Annotated in this window: 12 protein-coding genes and 6 pseudogenes; all 18 read right to left on the bottom strand. The window is 58.7% G+C overall.

The features are described 5' to 3' along the window. Positions 1 to 145 precede the first annotated feature (145 nt). The 18 genes and pseudogenes from rimP to PACILC2_RS04470 all read right to left on the bottom strand — a co-directional run bounded on the left by rimP (position 146) and on the right by PACILC2_RS04470 (position 18,731). A complete protein-coding gene (gene rimP, locus PACILC2_RS04555) occupies positions 146 to 604 on the bottom strand; it encodes a ribosome maturation factor RimP (RefSeq protein ID WP_062492600.1) in 459 nt (152 codons plus the stop codon). A gap of 163 nt (positions 605 to 767) precedes the next feature. Then, positions 768 to 5,073: pseudogene (locus PACILC2_RS04550) on the bottom strand (PolC-type DNA polymerase III). A 104-nt stretch (positions 5,074 to 5,177) separates the two neighbouring features. Further along, positions 5,178 to 6,625, bottom strand: a pseudogene (gene proS, locus PACILC2_RS04545) (proline--tRNA ligase). A 6-nt stretch (positions 6,626 to 6,631) separates the two neighbouring features. Continuing rightward, the gene (rseP, locus tag PACILC2_RS04540; RefSeq protein ID WP_062492597.1) at positions 6,632 to 7,912 is read right to left on the bottom strand and encodes an RIP metalloprotease RseP; all 1,281 of its coding nucleotides are present in this window, start codon (positions 7,910 to 7,912) and stop codon (positions 6,632 to 6,634) included. A gap of 83 nt (positions 7,913 to 7,995) precedes the next feature. Further along, the gene (locus tag PACILC2_RS04535) at positions 7,996 to 9,141 is read right to left on the bottom strand and encodes a 1-deoxy-D-xylulose-5-phosphate reductoisomerase (RefSeq protein ID WP_213527758.1); all 1,146 of its coding nucleotides are present in this window, start codon (positions 9,139 to 9,141) and stop codon (positions 7,996 to 7,998) included. A gap of 37 nt (positions 9,142 to 9,178) precedes the next feature. Further along, positions 9,179 to 9,973, bottom strand: coding sequence for a phosphatidate cytidylyltransferase (locus PACILC2_RS04530; RefSeq protein ID WP_213527756.1), 795 nt, complete (start codon positions 9,971 to 9,973; stop codon positions 9,179 to 9,181). 28 nt (positions 9,974 to 10,001) lie between these two features. Next, positions 10,002 to 10,766 carry an undecaprenyl pyrophosphate synthase gene (gene uppS, locus PACILC2_RS04525; protein ID WP_213527754.1) on the bottom strand — a complete coding sequence of 255 codons (765 nt, stop codon included), beginning with the start codon at positions 10,764 to 10,766 and terminating at the stop codon, positions 10,002 to 10,004. Positions 10,767 to 10,855: 89 nt separating this feature from the next. Further along, positions 10,856 to 11,410 (bottom strand): ribosome recycling factor, encoded by a 555-nt coding sequence (frr, locus tag PACILC2_RS04520; RefSeq protein ID WP_062492593.1) that lies wholly within the window; start codon positions 11,408 to 11,410, stop codon positions 10,856 to 10,858. After that, positions 11,410 to 12,137, bottom strand: a pseudogene (gene pyrH / locus PACILC2_RS04515) (UMP kinase). Before pyrH ends, frr begins: the two are co-directional and overlap by 1 nt. A gap of 118 nt (positions 12,138 to 12,255) precedes the next feature. Next, positions 12,256 to 12,905 (bottom strand): annotated as a pseudogene (gene tsf / locus PACILC2_RS04510) (translation elongation factor Ts). Positions 12,906 to 13,035: 130 nt separating this feature from the next. Further along, the gene (gene rpsB, locus PACILC2_RS04505; RefSeq protein ID WP_062492591.1) at positions 13,036 to 13,734 is read right to left on the bottom strand and encodes a 30S ribosomal protein S2; all 699 of its coding nucleotides are present in this window, start codon (positions 13,732 to 13,734) and stop codon (positions 13,036 to 13,038) included. Between the two features lie 202 nt (positions 13,735 to 13,936). Beyond that, positions 13,937 to 14,605: a hypothetical protein gene (locus PACILC2_RS04500; protein WP_213527752.1), complete on the bottom strand. Its 669-nt coding sequence runs from the start codon at positions 14,603 to 14,605 to the stop codon at positions 13,937 to 13,939. Next, complete coding sequence (locus PACILC2_RS04495) at positions 14,598 to 15,152, bottom strand: DUF6115 domain-containing protein (RefSeq protein ID WP_213527750.1); 555 nt, start codon at positions 15,150 to 15,152, stop codon at positions 14,598 to 14,600. The genes PACILC2_RS04500 and PACILC2_RS04495 overlap by 8 nt, the downstream gene beginning before the upstream one ends. A 30-nt stretch (positions 15,153 to 15,182) precedes the next feature. Further along, entirely contained in the window at positions 15,183 to 15,524 is a 342-nt protein-coding gene (locus PACILC2_RS04490) for a hypothetical protein (protein WP_213527748.1), read from the bottom strand. A gap of 34 nt (positions 15,525 to 15,558) precedes the next feature. Continuing rightward, positions 15,559 to 16,964, bottom strand: a pseudogene (locus PACILC2_RS04485) (flagellar assembly protein A). Positions 16,965 to 17,027: 63 nt separating this feature from the next. Continuing rightward, a pseudogene (locus tag PACILC2_RS04480) lies at positions 17,028 to 17,812 on the bottom strand (FliA/WhiG family RNA polymerase sigma factor). A gap of 113 nt (positions 17,813 to 17,925) precedes the next feature. Further along, a complete protein-coding gene (locus tag PACILC2_RS04475) occupies positions 17,926 to 18,303 on the bottom strand; it encodes a hypothetical protein (RefSeq protein ID WP_213527746.1) in 378 nt (125 codons plus the stop codon). After that, entirely contained in the window at positions 18,303 to 18,731 is a 429-nt protein-coding gene (locus tag PACILC2_RS04470) for a chemotaxis protein CheD (RefSeq protein ID WP_244863225.1), read from the bottom strand. The genes PACILC2_RS04475 and PACILC2_RS04470 overlap by 1 nt, the downstream gene beginning before the upstream one ends. Positions 18,732 to 18,740: the final 9 nt, after the last annotated feature.

Here is an 18,740-nt window from a genome sequence, read left to right as displayed (position 1 = left end):
GAATTCAATTCCTCCTTTCAGTTATCGGAAGCCTCCGGCGCAGCCGTTCGATGGCGAGCGGCCGCGTCCGAAGGCGGGTTATATCGCCAATCGGCCGAGTCGTTCGTCTCGCTTGCTTCCGCAGTGCTTGCCGCGTCCTGCGCGATCAAAAGACGATCGCGAGACGGGCGCTTGCAACCTTGGCGTACGGAATGGCGTGGCTTCGACCGCCAACCCGGACGACGACCGTATCGCCGTCGAACGATTCGAGCGTTCCTTCGAATTCTTTCAGGCCGTTCACCGGCTCGTACGTCGTGACGAACACATGCTTGCCGACGGCCTTGCGGACGTCATCGGGCTTTTTGAGCGGACGTTCGGCGCCGGGCGAAGACACTTCCAGAAAGTAAGCGCCCGCAATCGGATCGGACTCGTCCAGCTTCGCGCTCAAGTATTCGCTGATCCGCCCGCACTCGTCGATATCGATACCGCCTTCTTTGTCGACAAACAGACGCAGGAACCAGTTGCCCCCTTCTTTGACGTATTCGATATCGACCAGTTCGAATCCGTGAGCGTCCAGATAAGGGCGTGCCATCTCTTCCACGATGGTTGTAACCTTTGTGCTCAAATGTTGCGACCTCCCGAAATGGACATGCAAATTTAGCGTGACAAAACGTAAAGAGTGGGTTTCCCCACTCTTCTCGCACGTTAGTCCCTATCCACATCATTGCCAGAAAAATTATATCATAACCGTTTCATAGTGACAAGAAATCTTTTCATCCATGATGCCGTCAGAAGAGCGAAAGCTGGTTCGATTCGGGAAGCCCGCGGAAACAGCCCATCGCCGCGAGCATTTCGACGATCGTCTTGCTTACCTTCGCCTTTTGCTGAAAATCTTCGATCGAGAGAAACTCGCCTTGCTCCCGCGCCGCCGCGATATTGCGGGCCGCGTTTTCCCCGATGCCGGCGATGGCCGAGAACGGCGGGATGAGCGAATCGCCGTCGATCAGGAAACGGGTCGCATGCGAGCGGTACAGGTCGATCGGCTTGAACGAGAAGCCGCGCGCGGTCATCTCGAGCGCCATCTCCAGAATGGAAATCATGCTCTTCTCCTTCGTCGTGGCGCTGAAGCCTTTCTCCTCGATTTCGATCAGCCTGCGCAGGATGGCGTCGTATCCCTGACAAAGCAGATCCAGATCGAAATCCTCGGCGCGAACCGAGAAATAGGTGGCGTAGAAAGCGATCGGATGATAGAGCTTGAAGTAGGCGGTGCGCACGCCGAGATGACGTACGCCGCGGCATGGGCTTTCGGAAACATGTACTCGATTTTCAGGCATGAATCGATATACCATTGCGGCACGTTGCACCGCTTCATCTCCTCGATCCACTCCGGCGTAAGGCCCCGGCCTTTCCGCACGCTTTCGGTAATTTTGAAGGCGAGGCTGGCGTCCATTCCCGCTTTGTAAATAAGATACAGCATAATGTCGTCGCGGCAGCCGATTACCGTCTTGATGTTGCAGGTGCCGTTCCTGATCAGCTCCTGCGCGTTGCCGAGCCAGACGCCGGTGCCGTGGGACAGCCCGGAAATTTGCAGCAGGTCCGCGAAGGAGGACGGCTGCGTCTCATGCAGCATCTGGCGGACGAATTTGGTGCCCATCTCCGGCACGCCGTACGTCGCCACGGGCGTCCGGATCTGTTCCGGCGTTACGCCGAGCGCCTCCGTCGAGTTGAACAGGCTCATCACTTTCGGATCGTTCATCGGAATCGTCGTGGGATCGACGCCGGTCAAATCCTGAAGCATCCGCATCATCGTCGGATCGTCGTGGCCGAGAATGTCCAGCTTGAGCAAATTGGTTTCGAAAGCGTGGTAATCGAAATGCGTCGTCTTCCATTCCGAGCTCGTATCGTCGGCCGGATATTGCACCGGCGTCACGTCCTCCACCTCGATATAATCCGGAACGACGACGATGCCGCCGGGGTGCTGGCCGGTGCTGCGCTTGACGCCCGTACAGCCTGCGGCCAGCCGCGACAGCTCGGCGCCGCGCCACTTCTTGCCGTGATCCTCTTCGTACTTTTTGGCGAAGCCGAACGCCGTCTTCTCCGCCACCGTGCCGATCGTGCCGGCCCGGAACACCTGCTTCTCGCCGAACAGCACCTTCGTATAGTTGTGCGCGTGCGGCTGGTATTCGCCGGAGAAGTTGAGGTCGATATCCGGAACCTTGTCGCCTTTGAAGCCGAGGAACGTTTCGAACGGAATGTCCTGTCCCTCGCCCTTCATGACGCCGCCGCACTTGGGACAATCCTTGTCGGGCAGATCGAAGCCGCTCGGCACGCTGCCGTCCAGAAACCATTCGCTGTGGCGGCACGATTCGTTCCGGCACAAGTAGTGGGCCGGCAACGGATTGACCTCGGAAATGCCGAGAAACGTCGCGACGACCGAAGAGCCGACCGATCCCCGGGAACCGACCAGATAGCCGTCCTCATTCGACTTTTTGACAAGCCGCTCCGAAATGAGATAGTTGGCGGAAAAACCGTATTTGATAATCGGAACAAGTTCTTTTTCCAGCCGCTGCACGACGACTTCGGGCAGCGGATCACCGTACATTCGCCGGGCCGTGGCGTAGCATTTCTCGCGAATTTCCTCGTCGGCCCCTTCGATAATCGGCGTAAACAGATCCGGCGGGAACATCTCGAACGGTTCGAACCGTTCAACCAGCTCGTTCGTATTTTTCACGACGATCTCGTAAGCCTTCTCCTCGCCGAGAAACTGAAATTCGGCCAGCATTTCCTTCGTCGTCCGGAAATGGGCGTCCGGCTTGCGCATTTCCTTCAGCGGGCTGAAGCCGGTAATGCCGTGAATCGTAATGTCGCGGAACAGCTTGTCGCGCGGGTGCAAATAGTGAACGTTGCCGGTAGCCACGACCGGCTTGCCGAGCTTCTCGCCGATCCGGCAAATCGTGCGCAGCGCCTGCTCGATTTCGGCGCGGCTGCCGACGAGCCCCTTCTCGACGAGGTGCATGTAGAAATCGAGCGGCTGCACTTCCAGCACATCGTAAAATTGCGCCACTTCCTCCGCTTCCTCGACCGTCTTGTTCAGCACCGTTTCGAAAAACTCGCCCTTCTCGCAGCCCGACATGACGAGCAAACCTTCGCGCAGCTCGACAAGCTTGCTTTTCGGAATGCATGCCACCCGATTGAAATATTCCGTATGCGACAGCGATACGAGCTTGAACAAATTTTTCTTCCCGGTCGCGTTCAGCGCATAGATGCCGCAGTGGAACGGACGGCTGTTGGACAAATCGAGACCGACGTAATCGTTGAGCTGGTCCAGATATGTAACGTTCCGTTCCGCCGCGTCGCCGATCAAACCGTACAGGATGCCTCCGAGCGCGATGGAGTCGTCGATTGCGCGGTGATGGTTTTCAAGGCTTACTTTATATTTGTCGGCAAGCGTATTGAGCCGGTGGTTTTTCATGCCCGGATGCAGAAAACGCGCCAGCTCCAGCGTATCCAGCACCGGATTGCCGAGCTCCGGCAGACCGATCGATTTGCATGCCGCCTGAATGAAGCCGATATCGAACCGGGCGTTGTGCGCGACAAGCACCGCATCGCCGACGAATTCGACGAATTCGCGCAGCTTCGGCTCGAGCTCCGGCGCATCCTTTACCATATCGTCGCTGATGTTGGTCAGCTGCTGGATATGGTACGGTATTTTTTCGTGCGGGTTGATAAAGGTCGAGAAGCGTCCGATTTCCCGCCCTTCCCGCATTTTGACGCCGGCCAGCTCGATAATTTTGTTGTTCACGACGGAAAGGCCGGTCGTTTCGATGTCGAATACGACATATTCGGCCGTCGCAAGCGCCTCCCGCCGGGGGTTGATGACCATCGGCACGGCGTCGTTGACGACGTTCGCCTCCATCCCGAACAGGACGTTGAGGCCGTGCTTTTTGGCCGCCTTGTAGGCTTCGGGATAGACCTGCACATTGGCGTGATCGGTAATGGCGATCGCCTTGTGGCCCCATTTGACCGCGGTTTTGATATACGCATCGATCGGCGTCACGGCGTCCATCGTGCTCATCGTCGTATGGAGATGAAACTCGACCCGCTTCTCCTCGGCGTCGTCCTGCCGTTCGGGGGGCGGGGTGATCTCATGCAGGTCGTTCGGCATCATGACAAGCTCGGGCTCCTGCATGAAGCGATCATACTCGACCCGGCCGCGCGCCTTCACCCATTTGCCGTTGGCCAGCCGGCTCAGCACCTTGACGTCTTCCTTCGTTTTCGCGAACATTTTCATCGCGATCGAATCGGTAAAGTCGGTGACGTTGAACGTGAACAGCGTGCTGCCGTTGCGCAGCTCCTTCACCTCCAGGCCGAACACCGAACCTTGCACCGTTATTTTCTTCTCTTCCTCGCGAATGTTCATCAGCGGCACCGGCTCGTCGCGAATCTCGTAGCCGACCTGCAGCCGGACGTCGCCTTCGTCCTCCGGCGGCGGCGCCTCCTGCACGCTCGCCATAATTTGCTGCACCGCTTCCCGTTCTTCCTTCTCGATCTGCTGCGCAAACCGTTCGTACGCCTCCTGACGGGAAGAACCGACAGCCAGCTTGACGCGGTACTTGCGGGCGAACAGCCGCTCGTAGAAACGAACGACCGCTTCGTCGATTTTTTCTTGCGGGCTAGTTCGAGGCCGGTTTCGTCGAGCAGCGTAACGGTCAGCAAATCGCCGTCGGCGTCCAACCCGGCGCGGGCGAGCCAGCCGTTGACCGAAACCATCTCGCGCTGCGCGTATTCGACGAACAGCTCCCAATACTGCAGCGCGATGTCTTGCGGCTTCACCTCGTCGTCATACAGAAAAACGAACGAAACGTCGGCGATATGCGCGAATTTCTCCTTCACCGTGCGGCAGAACGCCACAAACGCCGGCGAAGGCACGAGCGACGTTTTGCGGATGCAGAACGTCCACTCCCGGTTCGTTTGGCTGACGATCACTTTGTCGATATAGCCGTCCGCAAAATAAGCGTCAATCAAATCGTTCGGCAGCTCCGCCTGCTTCATGAGCAGCTCGAAGCGGTGCCGCTTGTCTCCGGTTTGGCTCATGTTCCCCTCCCATGCGAAAAGGCCGATTCTGGCTTTACGTTCACAGCTCTCCCCGCAATGTGAATCCAGAACCGGCCTTTCATGCTATTCCCGTATGATTGCGGTCAATACGCCCGCGCGAACACGACCGTATGTGCGGCAGGCTCGCCGCAAACCAGACAACGGTCCTTGACGGCGACCGGCTCGAACGGAATGTTGCGGCTCGTCGCCCCGGTCTCTTCCTTCACCTGATGCTCGCACGCGTCCGAGCCGCACCAGCCCGCGTTGACGAACCCCCGCTTTTCTTCCAGAAAAGCCTTCATTTCATCCAATGTATCGACGGTTATGAAATTTTCGTCGCGGAACGCCTTCGCTTTCTCGTACATTTCGCGCTGGATTTCGTCCAGCATCCGGACCACTTCCCGTACGAGGTCCGACTGCGGGACGATTCGCTTCTCGCCGGAGATGCGCGAGACGAGAACGGCTTGTCCGTTTTCCATATCGCGCGGTCCGAGCTCCAGCCGAAGCGGGACGCCGCGCATCTCGTACTCGTTGAATTTCCAGCCGGGGCTCAGATCGGCGCGGTCGTCGACGCGCACCCGGACGCCGGCCGCTTTCAGCTCGGCGTACAGCTCGTCTACCCGGGCTATGACCTGCTCCCTCGTCTTCGGCGGACCGATCGGGATCATGATCACCTGCGTCGGCGCCACCTTCGGCGGCAGCGCCAGCCCGCGGTCGTCGCCGTGCACCATAATGAGCGCGCCGATCAGCCTCGTGCTGACTCCCCATGACGTCGTATGCGCATATTGCTGCTTGTTCTCCCGGTCCAGATACTTGATGTCGAAAGCGGCAGCGAAGTTCGTGCCCAAATAGTGGGACGTGCCGGCCTGCACGGCGCGGCCGTCTTTCATCATCGCCTCGATCGAGAACGTATCCACCGCGCCGGCGAATTTCTCGGAAGGCGTCTTCTGGCCCCCGATGACCGGAATCGCCAGAAACTCTTCCACGAACGAGCGGTACACCTCCAGCATCCGCATCGTTTCCTCGCGCGCTTCCGCTTCCGTCTCATGCGCGGTATGCCCTTCCTGCCATAGAAACTCGCTCGTCCGCAAAACGGCAGCGTCCGTTTCTCCCAGCGCACGACGTTCGCCCACTGGTTGATCAAGAGAGGCAGGTCGCGGTACGACTGAATCCATTTGGCGTACATATGGCCGATCATCGTCTCGGACGTCGGGCGGATGGCCAGACGCTCCTCCAGCTTCTCGCCTCCCGCTTCCGTCACCCAGGGCAGCTCGGGATTGAAACCCTCGACATGCTCTTTCTCCTTCTGAAAGAAGCTTTCCGGAATGAACAGCGGGAAGTAGGCGTTGCGGTGCCCCGTTTCCTTGAAGCGGCGGTCCAGCTCGCGCTGGATGTTCTCCCAAAGCTCGTAGCCTTCGGGGCGAAACACGATGCAGCCCCGCACGGGCGAGTAGTCCATCAGCTCGGCCTTGCGGATGACATCGATGTACCAGCGGGAAAAATCTTCGCCTTGCGGCGTAATTTCCGTCACGAATTGTTTCTCTTTCGACATATGGGCTTAATGCTCCCCTCTGACCAATCGCAAAATATCGTTGTACGTAACTGCCAGCATCAGCAGCATGAGCATCGCGAAGCCGATAAAATGAACCATGCTTTCGCGGTTCGGATCTACCGGTCTGCCCCGCAGCGCTTCCAGGCCCAGAAACACAAGCCGGCTGCCGTCGAGAGCCGGTATCGGCAGCAGGTTGAAAATGCCGAGATAGAGGCTGAGAAGCGCCGCCCATGACGTAAGCTGCGTAATGCCTCTCATCGCAATCTGGCTGGTCACTTCCGCCGTCCGCACCGGGCCGCCGAGATCGTCGAGCTTGAATTCGCCGAATATCAGCTTCTTGAAGCCTTCGAAAATGCTGACGGTCATGTCCTTCATCAGAACGCCGGAACGGACGATCGTTTCGCCGAATCCGGCCTGCCTGGTCGGGTACGCGGCCGTCAAGCCGACCTTGCCGACTCCGGATTCCGGATCGAGCACCGGCGTCAGCTTGATATCGACCGGTTTTCCGTCGCGGATAACCGTCATCACGAGCGGTTTGCCCGCGGACTCGCCGATCATCCCGATCATCTTATCGTAATCGGCACCGATCTTCTCGCCGTTGATGCTGTCAATCACATCGCCCTTCCGCAAATCGGCTTTCGCAGCCGGCATCCCTTCGAGCACTTCGTTCACGAGCAGCCGGTCCGGGGGTTCGACGGGAATGCCGGCCATTTGGATATAGGCGCCGAACAGCACGAACGCCAGGATGAAATTCATCGCCGGTCCGGCAAAAATGGCAAGCGCCCGCTGTCCGACCGTCTTGCTCCCGAATTGACGGTCAAGCGGCGCGATTTGCGTTTCTCTTCCTTTCGCGATCATGACCGCTTGCGGATGGATGTCGTAACGCTCGCTTTCCCCTTCGACGTTGAGCGAAACGGACAGCCGCCGCTCGAGATCGATCGCTTCGACTTCGCCGCGGATGACGTTCGTCCGCTCGTCCAGCCGGTCGAGATAGATGCGCGTCACCCGATCGCCCGCCACGCGAACGGCAATCGTCTGGCCGGGCTTCACGTCGACAATTTCGGGATCTTCGCCGGCCATGCGCACGAAGCCGCCTGCCGGAATAAGACGCAGCGTATAGCGCGTCTCGCCGCGCTTGATCGAGAACAGCTTCGGTCCGAAGCCGATCGCGAATTCCCTCACGAGTATGCCGGCGCGTTTGGCAAAAAAGTAATGTCCCCATTCATGTACCGTCACAATGAGGAAAAATACGAAAACGGTCAAAAAGACGACCTGCAACGTTTCCATGTCGTGCCTCCTGTTCGCGAGCGGCCTGTACTACATAGATTATCATTATTCCACCGTCGGATACAAGAGAACCGCTTTCCCGTTTATCCTTTTGCCGCTTCCGCAGCTTTTCGCGCCCACTCGTCCGCTTCGGCGATTTCCCCGAGTCCCGGATTCGCGACCGCCGTATGCCGTTCCAAAACGGCTTCCACGATCCGCTCGATCGAAAGAAACGGGATTTCCCCGCGCAAAAACCGGGCTACCGCCACTTCGTTGGCCGCGTTGAACACGGTCGGCGCCGTCCCTCCTGTCCGTCCGCTCTCATAGGCCATCCGCAGGCAAGGATACCGGTCGAAGTCCATCTCCCGGAAATGCAGGCTGCCGGCCTTCGCCAGATCGAGACGCGCAGCAGGCGTCCGCCGCCGCTCCGGATACGTCAGCGCATATTGAATCGGCACCCGCATATCGGGCATGCCGAGCTGCGCGACGATGCTGTTGTCGACGAATTCGACGAAGGAGTGGACGATGCTTTCCGGATGAATGAGCACATCGATCCGCTCGTAAGGAAGGCCGAACAGCCAATGCGCCTCGATGACCTCCAGCCCCTTGTTGGCCATCGTGGCGGAATCGATCGTGATCTTCGCACCCATCGACCAGTTCGGATGGCTCAGCGCCTGCTCGACCGTCACATCCGCCAGCTCCTCGCGGCGCTTATCGCGGAACGCCCCGCCGGAAGCCGTAAGCACGATGCGCTGCACCGAGGCGCGGTCTTCGCCGTTCAGACATTGAAAAATCGCGGAATGCTCGCTGTCCACCGGGAGAATCGGCACCCCCTTGGCGGCTGCCCTTTCCATCACGAGATGCCCTGCCGTGACAAGCGTCTCCTTGTTGGCGAGCGCAATCGCCGCACCGGCATCGATCGCCGCCAGCGTGGCGTTCAGGCCGCGGCTGCCGACGATGCCCGTCACGACCATATCCGCGCCCGAGCCGCCCGCAATTTCGACAAGCCCTTCTTCCCCGTAAAGGACACGCGTGCCGGGGGGAACGAACGGACGGACCTGCTCGGCCGCTTCCTTCGTCGCAAGGCATACTTGCGCCGGCCGGAACCGCTTTGCTTGTTCGATCAGCAGCTCCGTGTTGCCGCCGGCCGCAAGACCGACGATCTCGTACCGGCCGGGATCGCTTGCGACAACGTCCAGCGTCTGCGTGCCGATCGATCCCGTCGACCCGAGAATGGCAATTTTATTCAATGCGTTTCCTCCTAAATCTGTTGATGAAGGCGGCCCGTCATCCGGGCAGAAGACCGATGAGAAGGAGCAGCGGGAACACGATCAGCCAGCTGTCGCAGCGGTCGAGCACGCCGCCGTGTCCCGGCAGCAGATTGCCGCTGTCTTTTACGCCGCGCAGACGTTTATAGGCCGACTGGATCAGATCGCCGAATTGGCCGGCTACCGCTGCGAGCAGTCCGATAGCAAGCGCGGTGCCCAGCGAGAATGCATCCGGGGCCGACAGCGCGAATACGCAAGCTACCGCAAGCGAAAGCGCGATGCCGCCGACGGAGCCTTCGACCGTTTTGTTCGGACTGATGGCCGGCCACAGCTTCCGCTTTCCGAACAGCCGTCCGGCAAAGTAAGCGCCGATATCCGATGCCCAAATGCAGCCGAAAGCGAGCGCGGTCCACAGCAAGCCGTCCGGTTCCGCCGCGCGTACCGCCACCATGGCGTGAAATCCGAAACCTATGTAGAAAGCGCCGAGCAGCATGAGCGCGGCGCCGTCAAGTGTCGTTTTATTTTTCGTGACGACGGTCAGGACGAGAAGCAGCAGCATGAGCAGCCATGCCGCCGTCAGCGTGGCGGGCTGTTCAAGCTTCAGGACATCCCACGGCAGCAGGAAATAGAGCACGCCGGCATAACCGGCGAGCGCCGCGGGATGATGCCAGGCGAAACCGTTGAGACGCGCATATTCGGCGAAGCCGATCAGCGCGAGCAGCAGAATCAGCCCGTAGTACGCCCACCCGCCGACAATCGCGAGCAGCACGAATACGGCTCCGGCAGCAAGACCGGTTACGATACGCTGTTTCAATGTCAGTGCCACACTCCAGAAGCGGATGCTAAATGCCGCCGTACCGGCGCGCTCTCCGCTGGTATTCGGTAATAGCCTCGAGAAAATGCTCCTCGGTAAATTCCGGCCAGTAGACGTCGGTAAACCACATCTCGCTGTAGGCCATCTGCCACAACATAAAGTTGCTGAGCCGCAATTCGCCGCTCGTACGGATGACCAGATCGGGGTCGGGCAGACCGCTGCTGAGCAGCCGTTCCGACATCGTCTTCTCGTCGATGGCATCAAGCGACAACTCGCCTCGCTGCACCGCCGCGGCAATTTCCCGCACCGCGCCGAGCATTTCCTTGCGGCTGCCGTAATTGAGGGCGAAATTCAGCACGAGCCCGGTATTGTTCGCAGTCCGGCTGATGGCCGTTTCCACCGCCTGCAGCGTATGGTCCGGCAATCCGCCCTTGTAGCCCATCATTCGGACCTGAACGTTGTTTTGTATCAATTCTTCCAGCTCAATCGCCAAAAACTCCTGCGGCAGACGCATCAAATAATCGACTTCCGCCTTCGGGCGCTTCCAATTTTCCGTCGAAAACGCGTATAGCGTCAAATATTTAATGCCCACCCGATCGGCGGCCATCGTAATCCGCTTTACCGTCTTCATTCCGGAATGATGACCCGCTATGCGCGGCAAACCGCGATTTTTGGCCCATCGGCCGTTGCCATCCATAATAATCGCCACATGCTGCGGCAAATTGTCTGTAGCAAGCGGTTCCGAAGGCTGCGAGGATGTTTTGCCGAATTTGGCCCAAAGTCGCTCGATCATCTTCGTTCCTCCCACCGGAATTCACACCTGACGGAAATAACGCCGGCTATTTGGCAACAAACCCCACCTGTCGGAGGGGCTGCACCTTTTTATACTTCCATAATTTCTTTTTCCTTGGCTGCCAGCACCTTGTCCACCTCGGCGATGAAGCGGTCCGTCATCTTCTGGATGTCGTCCTGGTGACGGCGCGATTCGTCCTCGGAAATATCGGATTTCTCCAGTTTTTTAATATCGTCGTTGGCATCCCGGCGAATGTTGCGAATCGCTACCTTCGCTTCTTCGCCGAATTTCTTCGTCATTTTGACAAGCTCCGTTCTGCGCTCTTCGGTCAGCATCGGGATCGAGATGCGGATGACCGATCCGTCGTTCGCCGGCGTAAGCCCGAGATCCGATTTCAAAATCGCCTTCTCGATCGACGCCAGCGACGATTTGTCCCAGGGCTGGATAAGCAGCGTCCGGGAATCGGGGGTGTTGATATTGGCAAGCTGGTTGACCGGCGTCATCGTGCCGTAATATTCCACCTGCACCCGGTCGAGCAGCGATGGAGTGGCACGGCCGGCGCGCAGCGTTGCCAGATCGCGTTTCAACGCGGCGATCGCTTTGTCCATGCGCTCTTCGGCGCTTTTTTTGATGGACTGCGGCATCAGTCGACACTTCCTTTCACAATAGTTCCGATTTTTCACCAAGCACGACCCGCTTGATGTTGCCTGGCTCCGTAATGGAGAAAACGACGAGCGGAATGTTGTTGTCCATGCAGAGAGACGCGGAAGTTGAATCCATAACGCCAAGATTGCGGTTCAGGACATCGAGATACGTCAGTTGGTCGAACTTCTCGGCGTTGGCGTCCTTGAACGGATCGGCGGAATATACGCCGTCGACTTTGTTCTTCGCCATCAGAATGACTTCGGCTTCGATTTCCGCGGCCCGCAGCGCCGCGGTCGTATCGGTCGAGAAGAACGGATTGCCGGTGCCGGATGCGAAAATAACGACGCGGCCCTTCTCCAGATGCCGAATCGCCCGCCGCCGGATATACGGCTCCGCGATTTGCTGCATCGCAATCGAGGTTTGCACGCGGGTCGGCACGCCGATCGCTTCGAGCGCATCCTGCAGCGCCAGCGAATTCATAACCGTCGCCAGCATGCCCATGTAGTCTGCCGTCGCCCGGTCGATGCCTTTCTCCATACCGGCAATGCCCCGCCAAATATTGCCCCCGCCGACGACGATGGCCACTTCCACATTCAGGTTCACCACTTCTTTAACCTGTTCGGCGATCGATGAGATCATGCCCGCATCGATGCCAAAACCGTTCTGGCCGGCCAGCGATTCGCCGCTCACCTTCAACACAATACGTTTGTACACGGGACTTTCCAACATCGTTTACCTCCATCTTGCACCTCGTCATGCGACGCGGCTGCTATAACGAATTGCGGTCTGAACGCACGAAAATTCAGGCGGGGCGGCGCCCCGCCCCGCCTGAAAGCGATCGGAATTACAGTTTGGCCTGGGACATAACCTCTTGAACGAAGTTGTCCTGCTTTTTCTCCAGCCCTTCGCCAAGCTCGAAACGCGCGAAGCGGCGGATCGAGATGTTCTCGCCGATCGTGCTGATTTTCTCGCTCAGCAGCTGGCTGATCGTTTTGTCCGGATCTTTAATGAACTGCTGCTCCAGCAGGCAGTTTTCTTCATAATATTTGCCGATGCGGCCTTCCACCATTTTATCGACAATGTGAGCCGGCTTGCCTTCGTTCAACGCCTGGGCTTTCAAAATTTCGCGTTCCTTGTCCAGCTCTTCCTGCGGCACGTCTTCACGGCGCACATATTTCGGATTGGCGGCCGCAATCTGCATCGCGATGTCGCGCGCAAATTCGCGGAACTGGTCGGTCTTGCCGACAAAGTCGGTTTCGCAGTTGATTTCAACGAGAACGCCGATCCGTCCGCCGGCGTGAATGTAAGATTCGACGACGCCTTCCGTGGCGATGCGGCCCGCTTTGCTCGCCGCAGCCGAAAGCCCTTTCTCGCGGAGAATATCTACGGCTTTGGCCAGATCGCCGTTCGCTTCCTCCAGCGCTTTTTTGCAATCGAGCATGCCTGCCCCCGTTTTTCACGCAGTTCTTTTACCGCACTTGCGCTTACTGCCATTCGAAACCCTCCTGATGATATGTTGGTATTGGAATGATCGCGCCGCTTGGCTTGGCGGTTTTCATTCGAAAAAAAGGGCGGTGAGAGGTTATTCACCTTCCGACCACCCTTTTTGGTTCAATCGCCGCAATTACGCGGTCGTTTGTTCGCCTTGACGGGCTTCCACAATCGCGTCAGCCATTTTGGAAGTGAGCAATTTCACGGCGCGGATGGCGTCGTCATTGCCCGGAATGACATAATCGATTTCGTCGGGATCGCAGTTGGTATCGACGATACCTACAATCGGGATGCCGAGCTTGCGGGCTTCCGCTACGGCAATGCGCTCTTTGCGCGGGTCGATGACGAACAGGGCGCTCGGCAAAGATTTCATGCCTTTAATGCCGCCGAGGAACTTCTGCAGCCGCTCTTTCTCTTTGCGGAGAATGATGACTTCTTTCTTCGGCAACACTTCGAACGTGCCGTCTTCTTCCCAGGTTTCCAACTGCTTCAGACGGTCGATCCGCTTCTGAATCGTCTGGAAGTTGGTCAGCGTGCCGCCCAGCCAGCGCTGATTGATGTAGAACATGCCGCAGCGCTCGGCTTCGTCCTTCACGGAGTCTTGCGCTTGCTTCTTCGTGCCCACAAACAGGACGGTGCCGCCTTCTTCCGCCAGGGAGCGTACAAAATTGTAGGCTTCCTCGACTTTCTTGACCGTCTTCTGCAGGTCGATAATGTAAATGCCGTTACGTTCGGTGAAGATATAACGATCCATCTTCGGATTCCAGCGACGGGTTTGATGCCCGAAGTGAACCCCAGCCTCAAGGAGCTGTTTCATGGAGATAACCGCCATCTTCACAACACCTCCCAAATTCGGTTTTTGTCGAAATCCTCCGCCGATCGCACTTTTCGCCAAGACTCCGGCCGGGCCGAAGCACCGTTGACGAAATTGATCGGCGTGTGAATTTAACGCCGTCACTTACTATACCATAACCTTCAATGCCGCGCAAGCCGGGAAAAAAGACGCGGTTCCCGCCTTCCTCCGGCGCGAACCGCTACGGTTCCAGCAGCGCCTTGCCTTCCTCGGGCGGCAGCGGCTGACTCGACACAATCTCTATGATTTCTTGCAGATCCGGGCTGTCCGGGAAGCGGAAATAGCCGGCCCGTACGACCTTCTTCGCTTTACGCATGGCGGCGACAAACGCTTCCTCCCGCGCGATCAGTCCTTTGGCGGCAAGAATGGCCGCCGTCTCGGTGACGCTCGATCCCGGCGGAATACGGACAACCGTCCCCGTCTTTCCTCCGGACCCGTCCGTCCCGCTTTCCGCGGCTTCCGCGGCGGTTCGGCCGGGTTCCACTCCGTCCGACGTCCCGGGCAACTCCCTGTCCGACGTCCCGGATTTCTTGGCATCAAGCGCCGCTGATTGCTTGGCGTCCGGCGGCGCGGACGATTTGACGGCCGGCATTTCCGCCTTGTCCCCGGCTGCCGCCGCCGGCTGCCGCTCTCCCGCTTGAGCTTCCGCTTCTTCGAGCGCGTCTCGGACAGCGTCTTCGATCAGCTTGTCCGCTTCGGCCTGGGTATAAAGTTTCGGTTCTTCCGGCTGGTTGCTAAACGCGTTCAGCTCTTCGCGCTGCCGCTCGCCGACCAGCATCAGCTGCAGCAGCAGCGCGCCCGCCATCAGGCCGATGCCGAGACCGATCAGGAAGCTCCGGTTTCTAATCACGGGCAGCCGCCTCCCGTTCGGCCAGTTGCAAAATCAACTGCACCTCGCCCTTCGGCATATTCGTTTTGCGGGCGATCGCTTCGATCGATTTGCCCTGCTCGCGGAGACGGAACAGCTGCGCATAGCGATCGCGGATCGAACCGGACTCCGGCTTTACGTCTTCTCCGGCGGCGGGCGCGTTCCCGCGCTCCGCAGCGGCAGGCGGCTCCGGTTGAACCGGGACGGACCGTACCGGCTCCGGCCTGACCGGCTCTGCGGCCGCCGCTTTCAGAGCGGCCAGGTCGCGCTCCAGCCGGCCGCATCTCTCCTCCAGCTCGGCGATGCGCCGTTCGCCGTTTTCGGCGCGCGCCCGCGTCTCTTCCTGCAGCTTGCCCGTCAGCCCGACGAGCTCGCGGTGATCCGCCTCCATGTTCTCCATAAACTGATCGAGCGCCGTCTCCATATTGCGCAACGATTGACCGGATTGCGCCGTCTGTTTTCGCGGAAGCGCAAGACCGCAAACAAGCGCGAACGCGCCGAGAAGAACGATATATTGCCAAGGCTGCAATGTTGTCCACCTGCACTTCCTGCTTTTCATTTATAATGAAATGTCGATATGGCGGCCTTTGAACGGATGGGACGAATGCTGCGTTTGCCGCTTGTCCCCGCTGCGGCCGCTGTCGTCCTCCCCGTCCCTGGCGCCCGGACTGCCCGCTCTTTGCCGGCCGCTCTGCTCCTTGTGCCGGCTGTCCTTCACATTAAGTCCTTCGGCCAGCTCGACCGCAGCGTTGCGGGTACGCTGCTGCTCCGTCTGCTTGGCCGCGGCCTGGCCCAGAATCGCCTGATCCGCCGCCGGCTTGGCCTGCGCATGGCTCTGAATGCCGGACATTTCCGGCGTGCGGGGGACGGACATCTGCAGATCGATCGGACGATACTTCATGCTGCGCCTCCTGTCCGCGATCCAACGCGTTTATTCAAGAACGGTAAGGAACGGTGCTGACATCCCCGTCGGCGTAGCAGAACGTGACGCGGGAGGCCGGGTCCTTTACGAAACGGGTATAACGGCCGATCACGATTTTCGTTCCGCCGTATACGGTATGAACGACGTTTACGCGAGCATTCTCCGCATCTTCCAACATTTTTCGATCGCAAGAATCTGTTCGCGCAGCTCGTCCTGCTCTCTCTGGGCCTGCTGCTTCGTCGACAAAAGCTTGACGCGCATCGCCATTCGGTCGGGAGTGAGCTGACCGGAAGCGGCAAACTGATCCAGCAGCGCCAGCGCCTTTCCCGTCTTGTCCAGACTGTCCGTACATTCCTTCAGCTTCGCCCGCAGCCCGATCAATTCCGCACGCAGTTCCGGCTTGACGCCGACTTCCACCGTCGTCGCCGTCGACATCGTATTGCCGAGCGTCCGCACCGACACCCGTTCGCCCGCCTGAATGACGCCGCCGACGATCAGCCCTTTCGCGCCGATGCACTCGACGTTCCGCCCCGCCTTCACCTGCGAGTGCATAATGCTTTGGGAGACGATGACATCCTCGCCGGCCGTCACGTTGCCGTCCTGAATGAAAGAGCTGCGCACCGTTTTGTTCGCTTTGACGAGTCCCTTGTGGCCGGCCATAATGCCGCCGGTAATTTCGATCGATCCTCCCGCCTCCAGCATCGCGCCTTCCACGCCGCCGACGATGCGGATGTCCCCGGCGGCTTTCACGCTGAAGCCGGTAAGCACGTTGCCGCGTACGACGACGTTCCCGACGAAATCGATGTTTCCGATATTATAGTCGACATCGCCGTTCACTTCATATACGGGAAACACATTGATCTTGTCGCCGTCCGTCTTGCTGACCATGCCGTCGATCGTCGCATAGAGCGCCGTCTGCTCCGGATTGGTGACTACATTTTTGCCGATTTTGAAACGCGCCTCACGCCCTTTCCGGCCGGGCACGGGATCGCCCGTAACCGCCCTTCCTTCCTTTCCCGGCTTCGCCGGAATGCGCTCCGCGATCAATTGGCCGCGCTTGACGTTGCTGAGGCGGAGAACGTCCCTGAAATCGACCTTGCCATCCTGCGCTTGCGCCGGTTTTCGTTCCGCCCCCGCTTCCGCCACCATGCGAATGGAACCGTCCTCACCGTCTGTCGGTTCGTCCCCGCTCGCAATCAAAGCCGCTCCGGAGAAAAATTTGATCGGCGCCGCGGCGATTTCCTTCAACAGTTCGGTACGAATCCCGTACACGACCCCCTGGCTTTGCACATAACTTTCCAATTCCTCCGCCGTAAAGGAGATGGTGTCGTCCACTTGCGCAAACTCCAGGTAGGCCGACAGCTTGTCATGAGAAATGCGGATACGGATATAACGGTCCAATGATGAAGGCACGGACAAATCGCTCTCCTCCTTTCCGCTTTAATACTGCTTTAATACTTCTTTAACCTGCATAATACGGTTTTAATACTGCAAAAGCTGCTGTTTTTGTTTGGCCAATGCGCTGCGCAAGCGGAGAATCGCCTTGGAATGCAGCTGCGATATGCGCGACGGAGACAGCGACATCACTTCCGCGATTTCGCTCAGCGACAATTCCTCGTAGTAGAACAGGGATACGACGGTCCGTTCCTTCTCCGTCAGCCGGTCGATCCCCTTGACGAGCGCTTCCTTCAAATAATGCTCATGAACTTTGTATTCCGGATTTTTCGCTTTTTCATCCACGAGCAGCGACATGCGGGTTTCCGCGTCCTCCTCGCGGATCGGGTCTTCCAGTGAACAGACGGTCGTCACCGCGATTTCCTGCAGCATCTGATTGAATTCTTTCTCGCTTACATTCAGATGCCGGCTCATTTCTTCGTCGGTTACGGAACGCAAATACCGCTGTTCGAGGACCTGGTAAGCCTCTTCGACCTTCTTCGCTTTTCCCGCACCGACCGCGGAACCCAGTCGCCTTGCCTGAGCCCGTCGATAATGGCCCCGCGTATGCGCCAGGACGCGTACGTTTCGAACTGCAGCCCCCGGCGGTAATCGAATTTCTCGATCGCGTCGATCAACCCCATCACGCCGTTGCTGGTCAGATCGTCTTTGGACACATTTTGGGGAAGACCCGAGGCCATCCGTTTCGTCACATAATCCACCAACGGAAGGTAGCTCTCGATCAACTGTTTTTTCGCTTCGATATCCTTGCTTTCTTTCCACCGCTCCCATATCTCGATGTTCGACAGATGATGCGTTTTCGGCTCCGCCATCTTGCCGTCGTCCTCCTTCCTTGCATCGCTATGGAGTTTCAGGTGAAAAAGCCGTCAATTCATGCTGCGAATCGCTTCCGCCAGTTTCCCGGGTTCTTGCTGCTTGACCGATGTCAGGCGGGGCGGCTGAAGGGGCTGAAAACCGACGTCCGCCTGCTGCCCGGATTTTCCGGCGTCTGCACGGCGCCGGGCGCTTCCCATTGACGCTTCAACATTCCGTTCAAATCATCCGTCTCGTCCGGGGTCGTCAAATCGAGCTGCCCGCCTTTGTTCTCCTCCGCCGCGCCGGCTTCATCCCGCAAAACGGGCGGACGGAGCGCCATGCCGAGCATCGCCCGCAGCGCGAATGACAAGACGAACATCGCCGTAAAGGCGTACACGGCCCGAATGCCGGACACGCCGAGCGGATTGCTGGCGTATGAGACAAGAAAGGTCGGTATTGCCGCTACAAAACCGAGCACGATATTCCAGCGCCAAGTTCCCGTCATCATCAAATCTCCTTCGTTCCAAGCTGTACGCTGCGAATCGTCATGATACCGGTCAGACTGTCGAATTCGATCGTGCGGCCCCAGCTGCCTCCCGTATCCTCGGCCGCGATTTCGATGCCCGCTTCCTGGAGCGCCGCGGTGCACGACTCCACGTTGCGCTGGCCGATGCGCATCATTTCGCTGCCCGAATACGAAAACATTTGCGCGCCGCCGGCCATTTTGGCGACAAGCCGGTCCGCCGAGGCGCCGGCGGCGACCATCCGAACGATAAGCGCCGGAATGGCCGTATCGGCATATTTGGCGACGTTGAGCTGCGCTTCCCTGGCGATAGACGACGACGGCAGCATGACGTGGGCCAGGCCCGCAATCCGCATCCGCTCGTCGTATAAGGCGACCCCGACGCAGGAGCCGAGCCCCGCCGTTTTGAGCACATCGCCGCC

The sequence above is a fragment of the Paenibacillus cisolokensis genome (assembly GCF_018403665.1).
In the GTDB taxonomy this organism is placed as follows: Bacteria; Bacillota; Bacilli; order Paenibacillales; family Paenibacillaceae; genus Paenibacillus_AH; species Paenibacillus_AH cisolokensis.
Note: the sequence above shows the minus strand (reverse complement) of the source record. Positions and strands in the feature narration are given on the sequence as shown.

Coding starts and splice junctions, on each gene's coding strand:
- rseP (WP_062492597.1), bottom strand. CDS start 7,912: ATGGAAACGTTGCAGGTCGTCTTTTTGACCGTTTTCGTATTTTTCCTC.
- uppS (WP_213527754.1), bottom strand. CDS start 10,766: ATGATCGAGCGACTTTGGGCCAAATTCGGCAAAACATCCTCGCAGCCT.
- frr (WP_062492593.1), bottom strand. CDS start 11,410: ATGCCGCAGTCCATCAAAAAAAGCGCCGAAGAGCGCATGGACAAAGCG.
- rpsB (WP_062492591.1), bottom strand. CDS start 13,734: ATGGCGGTTATCTCCATGAAACAGCTCCTTGAGGCTGGGGTTCACTTC.
- PACILC2_RS04490 (WP_213527748.1), bottom strand. CDS start 15,524: ATGAAGTATCGTCCGATCGATCTGCAGATGTCCGTCCCCCGCACGCCG.
- PACILC2_RS04475 (WP_213527746.1), bottom strand. CDS start 18,303: ATGATGACGGGAACTTGGCGCTGGAATATCGTGCTCGGTTTTGTAGCG.